The organism is Vibrio sp. Y176 (assembly GCF_033438945.1).
In genome coordinates this window covers 1-580 of the sequence record NZ_JAWOQS010000873.1, presented here as the reverse complement: position 1 = coordinate 580, position 580 = coordinate 1, and the positions used below count along the sequence as shown (strand labels likewise).

At 48.8% G+C, this 580-nt stretch carries 1 protein-coding gene and 1 pseudogene; one reads left to right on the top strand and one right to left on the bottom strand.

Going from position 1 to position 580, the window contains the following annotated elements; genetic code table 11:
* Window positions 1-471: DUF2982 domain-containing protein (locus R7O13_RS29150; protein ID WP_318305492.1), on the top strand; the 471-nt coding region annotated here is incomplete at its 5' end.
* A gap of 20 nt (window positions 472-491) precedes the next feature.
* Here R7O13_RS29150 and R7O13_RS29145 read toward each other — a convergent pair.
* Window positions 492-580 (bottom strand): annotated as a pseudogene (locus tag R7O13_RS29145) (MBL fold metallo-hydrolase); the annotation flags it as partial.

Here is a 580-nt window from a genome sequence, read left to right as displayed (position 1 = left end):
ACTTTCACATTGACCGCCTCGCACTTTCAGCAACACCTGTTTAAAGGCGGTTGGGTTGTCCGTTGGCGAAATATTGAGTCCATTGGTATATGCAGTTATCAACAAGACGGTTGGCATCAACCGCTCCCGTGGATAGGCATCCGCTTGAAGCACTATTCCCCTTACCTTGATGCAATTTGCCCGCGTATCGCGACGGAGATTTTACTTAGCCAACGCGCTTTGTTGTATTTGGGCGCAAGGCAGAACCATTGTGAAGAGAAATTTGAAGATATGGTGCTCGACCCACAACCGTACACTAGCAAAGCGGGAAAACAATACGACGGTTTGCAAGCCATGCTGGCGAATAGAATGAAGTATCAGAGAGAATTTTACGGCTATGATGTGTTTATTTCTGCCAGGGATTTAGACAGGGAAGCCGACGAATTTGTAGGGCTGACTCGGCGATACTTAGCGGCCGCCGAGCCAGAATAGTAACGAGTACAGACAAGGCGCTAGTATAGTGGCATCTCGTCAGCAACAAACGGGTTGGTTTTGCGCTCGTGACCGAAGGTAGATTGAGGACCATGACCCGGTACAAATG